Annotated in this window: 8 protein-coding genes; 1 reads left to right on the plus strand and 7 read right to left on the minus strand. The window is 38.8% G+C overall.

Annotated elements, in window-relative coordinates:
• Positions 1-345: 345 nt before the first annotated feature.
• The gene (locus H7254_RS05215) at positions 346-789 is read right to left on the minus strand and encodes an OsmC family protein (RefSeq protein WP_301931975.1); all 444 of its coding nucleotides are present in this window, start codon (positions 787-789) and stop codon (positions 346-348) included.
• 75 nt (positions 790-864) lie between these two features.
• On the opposite strand from H7254_RS05215, the gene metX reads away from it, so the two are divergent.
• Positions 865-1,875 carry a homoserine O-acetyltransferase gene (gene metX, locus H7254_RS05220; RefSeq protein ID WP_301931976.1) on the plus strand — a complete coding sequence of 337 codons (1,011 nt, stop codon included), beginning with the start codon at positions 865-867 and terminating at the stop codon, positions 1,873-1,875.
• A 76-nt stretch (positions 1,876-1,951) separates the two neighbouring features.
• Here the strand turns inward: metX and H7254_RS05225 are convergent, their stop codons facing one another.
• From H7254_RS05225 to H7254_RS05250, 6 genes are all read right to left on the minus strand, one after another.
• Positions 1,952-3,931 (minus strand): hypothetical protein, encoded by a 1,980-nt coding sequence (locus H7254_RS05225; protein WP_301931977.1) that lies wholly within the window; start codon positions 3,929-3,931, stop codon positions 1,952-1,954.
• 479 nt (positions 3,932-4,410) lie between these two features.
• Positions 4,411-5,730 (minus strand): sorbosone dehydrogenase family protein, encoded by a 1,320-nt coding sequence (locus H7254_RS05230; protein WP_301931978.1) that lies wholly within the window; start codon positions 5,728-5,730, stop codon positions 4,411-4,413.
• Between the two features lie 135 nt (positions 5,731-5,865).
• Positions 5,866-7,032 (minus strand): glutathione-independent formaldehyde dehydrogenase, encoded by a 1,167-nt coding sequence (locus tag H7254_RS05235; protein WP_301931979.1) that lies wholly within the window; start codon positions 7,030-7,032, stop codon positions 5,866-5,868.
• Positions 7,033-7,103: 71 nt separating this feature from the next.
• Entirely contained in the window at positions 7,104-7,448 is a 345-nt protein-coding gene (locus H7254_RS05240) for a DUF6799 domain-containing protein (protein ID WP_301931980.1), read from the minus strand.
• 273 nt (positions 7,449-7,721) lie between these two features.
• Complete coding sequence (locus H7254_RS05245; protein ID WP_301931981.1) at positions 7,722-8,219, minus strand: pyridoxamine 5'-phosphate oxidase family protein; 498 nt, start codon at positions 8,217-8,219, stop codon at positions 7,722-7,724.
• A gap of 186 nt (positions 8,220-8,405) precedes the next feature.
• Positions 8,406-8,903 carry an RNA polymerase sigma factor gene (locus H7254_RS05250; protein ID WP_301931982.1) on the minus strand — a complete coding sequence of 166 codons (498 nt, stop codon included), beginning with the start codon at positions 8,901-8,903 and terminating at the stop codon, positions 8,406-8,408.
• Positions 8,904-9,347: the final 444 nt, after the last annotated feature.

The following is a 9,347-nucleotide window of genomic DNA, read 5'->3' on the forward strand; positions in this document are numbered from 1 at the left end:
CTTGCATACCTTTTATAAGTTTTAAAGCTTTGGGATTCAATATTTCAATTTTCAATGCCTCCATGGTCAAATTTACTGAATTTTACCTGCAGTTATTTTTTAAAAAAAATGCAGTTTTATCAGGCACTTTTTTTTGGAGTAAAAAAATGAGATTTTAGGGAATGGGAATATAAAAAAATGTGCTGCGATGGTTTGATACAAACAAAAATTTAACGCCCCGGCCAAGTCTTTCTTCAACATAATAAAAGCCAAATTGGAAAGATGCTGTACAAGAGGGCGACGCAAGAATGTACCACGTTGCTGCCGATGGCCAAGAAAAAAATATTTTAATTACCAGATTAAATTTTACTTGAGTGCAACAGTTTCGGGTTCATTTACCTTTACTTCCCAGGTAAATTTTGTACCGCCCAAACGCAGTGTTTCGGCCACAGAACAATACTTATTCATAGATAATTCGCAGGCACGGTAGGCTTTTTCTTCATCAATGATACCTTTTAGATGAAACACAATCTTAAGATTTTTCCACAAAGAAGGTTCGTTAACGGTTTGCCTTTCTCCTTCTATTTTCATAGAAAAATGCTCTACCGTCTGCCGTTGTTTTTTTAAGATCATTACTATATCAATACCACTGCAGCCACCCAAACCCATCAGCAAAACCTGCATGGGACGCACACCAAAATTTAATCCGCCGGTTTCCGGACTGGTATCCATTTTTATTGTATGACCATTGGCATCGGTGGCCTCAAAACCACAATCACCCTGAATACGGTTTACATTTATTTCTATCATTTCAAAAATTTTTACAAATATAATTCCTGCAAGCCTTTACTTTGCATTTAAACCGGCAAATACTTATTTAACTTAATGCAATTTTTTCATTTCCCACATCCTATCGCTCTTGAAAGCGGCGGCACCCTGCCTGAACTTACCATTGCCTACACCACTTACGGACAATTAAACGAAAAAAAAAGCAATGTAGTATGGGTATGTCACGCATTAACCGCCAACTCAGATGCAGCAGATTGGTGGAAAGGTATAGTGGGACCGCAACATGTAATTGACCCTGAAAAATATTTTATAGTATGCGCCAATATTTTGGGCAGTTGCTATGGCAGCAGCGGCCCGCTAAGTATTAACCCTGCCACCGGCCAGCCTTACTTCCATAGTTTTCCATTAGTTACCATACGGGATATGGTGAAAGCCCACATTTTACTGCGCCAGCATTTGGGCATTGAAAAAATATTTTTACTCATGGGTGGCAGTATGGGCGGCTACCAGGCCATGGAATGGTGTGTAATGGAAAAAGACGTGATTGATCATTTATTTTTATTAGCCACCTCCCCCACCGAAAGTGCCTGGGGCATTGCCACGCATACTGCCCAGCGGCTGGCAATCGAGGCCGATTGTACTTGGCAAAACCCATCGCCTTCTGCTGGTGCCAAAGGCTTAAAAGCAGCCCGGGCAATTGGTATGCTCACTTACCGCAATTACGGCATCATGGTACAAATGCAGTCTGACGACAATACGGAAAAGTTAGACCACTACAAGGCTTCGGCTTATATACAATACCAGGGCGATAAATTAGTGCTGCGTTTTAATGCCTATAGTTACTGGCTGCTTACAAAAAGCATGGATAGTCATCACCTTGCCCGCGGCCGCGGCGGAGCATTACCTGCGGTGTTACAAAATATTCACCAGCGCACGCTGGTTGTGGGCATCAGCAGCGATATACTTTGTCCGTTGGCGGAGCAACAATTTTTAGCAGCTCATCTTCCCCATGCCAGATTGATAGCCATCGACAGTAATTATGGCCATGATGGTTTTATGGTAGAATCTGCTGCTATTTCACTACACCTCGCAGACTGGCTGAGGTAATTTTTTTAACCAGCTTTGAAGCTTTGGATAAAATTGTTATGTCCTCTTTGTTTATTGAAAATATTTTCTGATAATTTTAGAACCTGATCGTTTGCGTACTTCCATTGAGGATAAGCTGATTAAAAACAACGGTTGCAGTAGTGGATACTTTCAGGCGAATTTTATCTCCTTCTCTTTTTACCTCCACATCAAATTCTTTTTGAAATCCGTGCACTTTTTTAAGCCGTATAAAATCCCACTCGTCCGGTAATTGTGGTGTAATGGTGAAGGCATTTAAATCAACCGGGCGGATACCAAAAAGGCCCTCAGTATACACCCGGCAATATAATCCACTTTCTGCCGACAGCTGTCGCTGATTACCCTCTGGATAAGCCTCTACCGGATAAGGCACATGTTCTCCCAATAGCCTGCGGTTAGAATAATACTGTAAATATTTTAGTCCCCGTTTAGTATCTCCGGCAGCAAAGAGTCCGCGAAGTGCATACAAGGTAGAACGATCCCAAAATGTTTTATCGCCTGCCTGGGACGCCAGTCCGTCATCTGTCCATAACTCCGGAGAAAATAATGCATCAATGGTACCCTGTTTGCGATCGAAAATATTTACTGTTAACGGAATACAAATCCAGGACCGCAGTTTTTCATTGCCTTCATAATAGCGGTAGGTATTGTAGCCCATTACCGTAGCGCCAAAATAAGTATTGATATTTTTTTTAAGCGCAATGGCTGCTGATTTATACAACGCAATTTGCTTTTTCTCTTTCTCTAATGCTTTACCTAAATAAGCTGCTGAAATCAATGCATCATAATACAAGGATGATGTACTTAAATTTGCTTTACCTGAAGGAAAACGACCTTCCAGTTCATCTGAGTGAGAGGTTACTACCCCTTCTTTATTTAATTTGCGTTTATTGTATTCAAGACACCATTCAATTAAGGGCCAAAGTTCTCCGGCATTTTTTTTATCGCCCTGCGAAAGTGCAAACCTGGCCGCACCATAGGCAATCATAGCAGCATCTCCCCGATCGCCGGCACCATCCCAGATATCGGTACCTTCTGCTACAATTGAGCTGGGAATTGGCTTGTACTCTTTATTGATAAATTTGGCAAAATGACGATAAGCATTTACTGCAGATTCAATTCCATAATTATAACCCAGGTAAGGAAAAAAAGGATTGATATATTCTGCCTGGTCATTGGCCCAGATGGCTGCGTAATAGCTAAGTCCACCTGGCCCATGCATGGGTCCTTCTTTGGTTTGATAAATACTTTCTGCGGCTCGGATTTTAGCAAAGGCAAAGGCCCGGTTCAAAATAGTATCCGGTGTTTCCAACACCAGGTTTTCACTAAATAGCAACAGTAAATTATTTCGTTTTATCAGTTCTTTTTCAACATCAATGTTACTGTAATCCTGTCCCTTCTTTTTACCGGAAAAATACAGGTAAAATGTTAAAGACTGGCTGGGATGAAGTTCAATGGTTCCAGCATTTTTTGTTTGTACAATTAGCTGATAACTGCCCTCCACTCCATCATCCGGGCTGGTAGCGGATTCAATATTTAATTGCGGAATTTCAACGGTAACTGATTTATTTCCTGTATTCACTAACTCATATTTTTCACACAAAAGCGGCAGACCGGTAGAGGGAAAAATTGTTCTTACCAATTCCAGGCTATCATTGATCCTGCTCTTCACAATCAGTTTTCCATTAAGTGTTATTTCAGTTACTTTTTCCTGCTGCACCTGCTTTTTATTTACAGCTATCATTTTTATAACATCCAGGTTAAAAGAACGTATTAAACTTGCATGTGTATTATTTGGAATGGTACGTAACATGGGCCACACAATGTCGCGGTTGATGAAGAACGAGTGATCGGCATTTACTCCATAATGCACCACCGCCGAAACAAATTTTCCACTCATCTCAATGTTATCCTGGTGGGGAAGCCTGTCATCAATTTTCCATTGAATGGAATTGCTGTCGCCCAGCAACCAACGGTTTTGCTGAGCCAGGCAATGCAGGGAAATAAATAGCATATTTATTAGCAGGAATCGTTTCATTAATATTACTGATTGTTTTTTTGAACGGAGATTTTAAAACAATTAAATGGAAAAGTATAATTTCTGATTGGAATGGGAAAACATATTTTTTTTGGGTTGCAAAAGATGTGAAAGTTTATACCATGTTGAACTGAGTAAGAGCAGTATATTGTTAGGTATTAAGCCCCGGTTTTTATTCATTTTTTAATCACCCAATTAAGGTAGACGCACACAACCTCAATACAATTATTGCACATCCTTTACACACCTGAAACTCATCGTAGCATTGCGTTTTCAGCCTTGGCTTATATTTAATAAATGAGGGTGGTAATGGTGCTAATTCAGGCTTAGGCCCGACCATTTTGTAAAGACATCGGAGGCGGGAATTTTTTTTATGCTACAAAACCACCGGGTATAATGGGTGCATAAGAACAAAAGACTTATTACCTGCAAGTGCAACCACCAGTCAGGCAATATTTAAAAACACATTGTCATTGAAATTATTTATCCGCAGTAATGCGCCAGATAACATTGCTAACGTCATCAGATATCAGCATAGATCCGTCGGGCAATATGGCTATGCCAACTGGCCTTCCATGCACTTTACTTGCAGAAAGATCCTGTATAAATCCTGTTAAAAAATCTTCTGGTTTACCAGAGGGTTTGCCATTGGAAAAGGGCACAAAAATTACTTTATAACCAGAGAGTACAGAACGGTTCCACGATCCATGTTGTGTTATAAAAGCACCGTTTTGATATTTGGCCGGAAACAAATGTTGCCTGTAAAACACAAGCCCCAATGAAGCAGTATGTGAACCTAATGGAATATCAGGGGTAATTACTGCTTCAATAGAATCAGCGCTTTGTTGCCCGGCCATTCTTGGTTCTTTATGTTGTCCGTAGTAAAAAAAAGGCCAGCTATAAAATCCTCCCTTTTTCACGCTGGTAAAATAATCAGGCACCAACTCATCGCCCAGTTCGTCCCTTTCGTTTACTGCTGCCCACAATGTTTGCGTACCCGGCGCCCAATCCATACCCACAGGGTTTCTTAACCCGCGGGCGTATATCTGTTCACCAGAACCATCCAGGTTTACTTCAAGAATATCCGCTCTTCTTATTTCATTTTCCAATCCTTTTTCAGCCACGTTGGTTCCCGACCCTACTCCTATATAAATTTTGTCTTTGGCTGCATTGGTAATAATATTTCTTGTCCAATGCCTGTTGTATTTACCGGCAGGCAGCGAAACAATTTGTTGTCCTGTTCCGCGGATGGCGGTATCACCTGCTTTGTAATCATATTTCATTAAACCATCTGTATTGCCTACATAAAAATGATTGCCGATAATCAACATGCCAAAGGGCTGGTGAAGGTTTTGTGCAAAAACATAGCGGTGCTGAGGAATTCCGTTTTTATCTATATCGCGGAATAATGTAATGCGGTTAATACTTTCACCGATGTGTTGTGTTTTAATTTTACGGGAAATACTGGCACCAAATTTTAAAATACCTTTTAAGATCGTATTTGATTCTGCAACAAACACATCTCCGTTATCCGCGACATAAATCCACCTTGGATGTTGAAATCCTTCTGCAAATTTGCTAACAGTAAAGCCTTGTGGAGCAATAGGTTTTTCATTGTCTTTCCAACCCATTACCTCGCTGAAATTTTTAGCAGAACCCGTTTCATAAGGAGCCTGCAAACTATCCGCTTTATAACCTGATGTATTTACAGAGCCGCTGTAGGATCCTTTATTTAATTTTTTGGTGTTGCAAGACACCAGCAGTAAAATAAATAAATAGAAACAGTACCTATTTGTCATTTTAATTTTATTCTTTTTTGAGGAAGAATTTTTAAATCATACTCTTAAACCATTCTAATTATTGATATACCAGTATTTTGGCAATTTAAAAACTCAGAGCGGACAAAACTTTCCTTCCGCAAGATTCGGATTAATTTACAAAGATTTTTTTAGATTCTTTTTTACTTTGCCCGGTTTCAGAATTACTTTTGTCCATCCTTTGTCCCTTGCATCAAAGTGTGCGTAAGCATCCGGAGCTTCGTCGAGGGAAAGTTCGTGGGAAATAATCTTTGCCGGATTGGCTTTACCTGCGGAAATAAGACTACAAAGCTGACGGTTGTATGATTTTACATTGGACTGGCCAGTTGCAATACTTTGCCCCTTCATCCAAAAGGTACCAAAATCAAAATCCATGTGCCCTATTTTTTGCAGTGCATCTTTGGATTTGGGATCTTTGGGAACAAATACGCCTACAACACCAATCTTACCTGTTGCTTTTACTGCCTGTACCAATTCGTTCATCGTGATGTTAGAATGCTCAACACCATGTTTGTCACAGCACTGGTAACCCACGCATTCACAGCCTTTGTCTGCACCCATTCCATCTGTAAGTTCCAGTACCTGATCAACAGCAGAACCTTTTGAAAAGTCAATAGCAATGGCTCCAAATTCTTCAGCAAGCTTCAACCTGTCTTTGTGATTATCAACTACCATAATTTTACCTGCTCCTTTAATAGCAGCAGAATGCGCAGCCATTAAACCAACCGGGCCGGCACCATAAATAACTACTGAATCACCAGGTTGAACACAAGCCAGTTCAGTGGCATGATAACCCGTTGGAAAAATATCAGAAAGCATCACATAATCATTTTCTTTTTCGTTAGCATCTTCTGGTAATTTAAGGCAATTGAAATCGCCATAAGGCACACGGAGGTATTCCGCCTGACCGCCTGAATAAGGTCCCATTCCTGCAAAGCCATAAGCTGCACCTGCCATTCCCGGATTCATAGTGAGGCAAAAGCCGGTATAACCGCTTTCGCAGTTTTTGCAGTGTCCACATCCAATATTAAAAGGCAAACATACCATATCGCCTACCTTAATCTGAGACACGGATTTACCTACCTCAATCACCTCACCCATATTTTCGTGCCCGAATATTCTGCCAGGTTCCATATTAGTTCTTCCTTCATACATGTGCAGATCGGACCCACAAATATTTGTAATGGTTATTTTAACCAGTACATCTGCAGGATGTTCTATTCTAGCATCGGGCATTTCGCTGACCCTTACATCCCGTGGGCCGTAATAAACTAGTGCTTTCATTTTAACATATTTTAAAAGTAGATTGAAAAAATCAGCAAGCTTCTTAGTAATAAAAAACTTGCTGAAAAACTTTACATTTTATGATACATTTTTTTCATGTGCATGGGTTTCATCTTACCGTCCATCATTACCCGATCTCCTTCCTTAAGCATGTGCGTTTTACCATCTTTCATTTTCATATTGCCATCGGTCATTACCATAGAACCATTTGGAAAGGTCATGTCCTTTTCCATCATCATAGTCTGGCCATCTTTCATTTGCATCATTTTGCCATCCTTCATCATTACACAATCTTTTTGTTTGCCATTGGCCATTTTTTTGTCCATTTTACTTTCCATTTTGCTATCCGTTTTATCCTGCGCCTGTGTGGATAAAGCAAGGAAAAAACAAACGGAAAGGATCATTAACTTTTTCATATATTTTTATGTTTTTTGGTTACGATGTAAACCTGCTACAGCAGGCAAAAAGAAAATAAAACATCTCTTAACTCCTTACAGCTAAAATTAATTACTCAAGGAATAAACGGCTCTATCACTACATTAACCTCACACAAATTTCTATTGCCCTCCGTTAATAAGATATTCTTATTTTCAGTAAGTTTTTTAACATTGCTTTCCGTAAGTTTTCAACCTGCTTTTATAATTTATTTTATGTTTTACAAATTACTTTACCAGTTGGCCGGGGCATGGTTACAGGCTGATAGTTCCATGCTCACCTTCCGTGTAAGCTTTTCCAGTAACGATTGCTTTTAACATGTTAAAAAGAACAACCATTTTGCTGGAGCTGCTGTCCCAATAATTTACCTGCGTAGGAGTTACTTTAATGAGTGCCATATCCGGGTCGTCAAGACCAAGCGGAAACCATGCTTTCATCATTGAACTCCAGAGTTCTTTCATCTTCATCTTGTCGTTTATCAAATCTGCAGTGCCATGAATCATCAGATAATTGTTACTACTTTCATTGGCAATTGCGATAGAAACCTTGTTGCTATCTTCTATCTCATCCGTTTTATATGAAGGCGCATTTGTAAAGAACCACATCGTACCATCTTCATCAATTTTATTTACGCCCATTGGCCTGCCGGAACAATGTTCTGCATCTTTATTATTGGTGATAAGCATACATATACGTACATCTTTAACCATTTCTATAAACTTTTCCATAGGTTTAACTTGTTCTTCTTTCATACTTTTATATTTAAATTGTACAATTAACAGGTTTGGTTTTCCGGAGTTTTTTACTTTTTATTTTGTCTCATACAAAATACAATGCTTGTTCAAATAATGCTGATAACCCGTTCACTTAAAAATTGAATACAATTTCATTGTTACCTTTATATTGCCAGTCGGCTTTTTAAATTAGCAGGTAATACATTAGCTATCTGAACTGTTGTCATAATCCGCTTCCAATAATTTCGTTTGCTGATCTTCTTTACAAACGGTATTTCTTTTTTGATTCCGAAGCCACTGAAACTCACCCTGAAACTTTTTTATTGCTGCGGCTTCGGTAATACTGAGTCGGTATGCAACTTGCTTTATGGTAAGACATTTAGTACATAGAAGATCAATTACTTCACACAATGAATCCTGTTTGATGGCAGGTGGATATATGCCCTTTTTTTCCAATTCTGCCAATGCAAAATTATAAGTGTGCCTGAGCACATGAATGCAAAGCCCTTTGGTAACATTTGCAAGGATTTTTTTTTCATGTAATTCTACAAATGCATCTATAAAAATTTTTTCAGCAATTGAGTTATCACCAACAAGCTTGTACGTAATTGTAAACATTGCCGCACTATATTTGTCATACAAGTGTTCAAATGCTTTTGGATTTTTTTCGACAAGCATTTGAATAATATCTATATCACTCATCCTTTTTAAATCCGGGATTATTGGGCGCTTGATTTTAGTAAACTGGCTAAACATTACTTCATTATTGTTTAAGCAAAAATAAATTATTTATACACGTCTTTCAACGGTTTTCAATTATCTCATTTTCTTTATTCTCTAATATTATTAAGGCAACCATTATGCCACTATTTTAACTGGGAGTAGTGACAATCAAACGTTATTACAAACGGATTGCAGTTTTGTTATTTTTATGATAAAACTTGTTTTAGTAATAATAATATTCCCCCTAATGGGGAAATAATTATGCGAAGATTACTTTAAAACTGATTTTGGAAGAGTATGTACCAATCTTGAAAAAAGCTGCTTATTGGTAACAGGTTTAGTTTATACAACAATATCATACATTACCCCCAAATGCCTGGGTATGCAGATAGCACGGCTGAAAAAAAAATTATTTCTTTGAAA

It is taken from the genome of Ferruginibacter sp. (genome assembly GCF_014377975.1).
GTDB lineage: Bacteria > Bacteroidota > Bacteroidia > Chitinophagales > Chitinophagaceae > Ferruginibacter.